The sequence below is a fragment of the Rhodopirellula europaea 6C genome, assembly GCF_000338295.1.
Classification (GTDB): Bacteria; Planctomycetota; Planctomycetia; order Pirellulales; family Pirellulaceae; genus Rhodopirellula; species Rhodopirellula europaea.
The window spans coordinates 1-1,682 of record NZ_ANMO01000230.1; the positions used below are offsets into that span (position 1 = coordinate 1).

General features: G+C 59.4%; 1 protein-coding gene. It reads right to left on the minus strand.

The annotated features are described in order from the left end of the window. Positions 1 to 403: 403 nt before the first annotated feature. Entirely contained in the window at positions 404 to 1,399 is a 996-nt protein-coding gene (locus tag RE6C_RS24325) for a GDP-mannose 4,6-dehydratase (RefSeq protein WP_008660883.1), read from the minus strand. Positions 1,400 to 1,682: the final 283 nt, after the last annotated feature.

Genomic DNA, 1,682 nt, shown 5'->3' on the forward strand with positions numbered 1-1,682 from the left:
TGGGGAGTGGGCGACAAAGAGGCCTTTGTCGCCTACGGGTTGGAGGGCGACGAAAGGGGCGAGTCGCCTACGGGTTGTTGGAAGGTTGGGGCGGTGGGGTACTGGTGGGGACGACAGGCTGGAAGCCTATCCCACAGGGTTCAGGTCCGAATTCTTGGCGAATCCGGCTACGGGTGGGGCTTGCTAACGCGGCGGGTTGGGAGGGGAGGTGGTGTGCCTTGCTGACGCTGCGGGTTATGGTGGTGAAGGAACCGGAGCTAACGCTCGGCGGCTGAGAAGGTGGAATCCGGATTCTTGGCGAATCCGATAGTGGCCTTGCTGACGCTGCGGGTTATGGCAAAAGCCGGCAGGAGGCTGGAGTACTTGCTGACGCTGCGGGTTATGAAAAGCTAGAAGCTAAACGCTAGTTGCTAGTTGCTAGTTGCTTCAGCGATTCAACGTCTGCGGCAGTCATTTGTTTGGCAAGGTCGAGAGCGGTTGTTGCTGGGGTCCAGCCGAGTTGTTTCTCGGCGTGGGTTGGGTCGCCGACCAGGCGGGTGACTTCCGCCGGTCGCATGTACTTGGGGTTTTGCTTGAGGTGGTCTTTGTAATCGAGACCGACGCTTTGAAACGCGGCGTCGAGGAACTCTTCGACGCTGTGTGTTTGCCCGGTCGCCAAGACGTAGTCGTCCGGTGTGTCCTGTTGAAGCATCAGGTGCATGGCGGTCGTGTATTCGGGGGCGCTGCCCCAATCGCGACGTCCGTCGAGAGAACCGAGCACGATTTCGTCACTCAAGCCGAGTGAGATTTCAGCGGCGGCTTTGGTGATCTTGCGGGTGACGAAGGATTCGCCTCGTCGTGGTGATTCGTGGTTGTAGCAAATCGCGTTGCAGGCAAATAAGCCAAACGATTCACGGTAGAGCTGGACCATTTGGGTCGCAAAAGTCTTTGCCACACCGTACGGCGTGACTGGTCGCATCGGTGTGCGTTCGTTCTGGGGTGACTCGTCGGGGCGACCGAAGATTTCACTGCTGCTGATGTGCAGGAACCGCGGTTGTTTCTCAAGGTCGCGAAGGATCTCAAGAATCTTGAGCGTGCCCATTCCGGTGAATTGGCACGTTGATTCGGGAATGTCGAAACTGGCTCCCACGTGGCTTTGCCCGGCCAGGTGATACAGTTCGTCGGGTTGCGTTTTGACGAGGATTCGTCGGATCGTTGTGGTGTCGTCCAGGTCCGCGTAATGGAGGAACAGGCTTTTGTTGTAGACGTCCTTGTTGTGGAACAGCGGGTCGAGTCTTGATCGAACCGTGTTGCTGGTCCGCCTGACCAATCCGTGCACAGTGTAGCCTTGGGCGAGCAGTTGCTCGGTGAGGTACGAGCCGTCTTGGCCGGTGATACCGGTGATGAGTGCGGTGGGCATGGGGAGGGGGAGGAGGAAAGGGGCTCAGGGCCACAGGGACTCAGTTCGTATTAGCGGAGTAACGCGAGCCGCCCGGTGCGTGCTCGGAGGACAGTGGGATAGGCTTCTAGCCTGTCGATTGGCTGGTGGGGAACCGGAGCTAATGCTCAGCGGCTGATGGGCTCGGTTGTGGCGGCGGCCCTCACCCTAGCCCTTTCCCATGCTCGGCCCTCACCCTCGCGTACGCCTGAACGGCGTCGCTCGACCTCTCCCCAAACTTCGTTTCGGGAGAGGTACGCCGTGT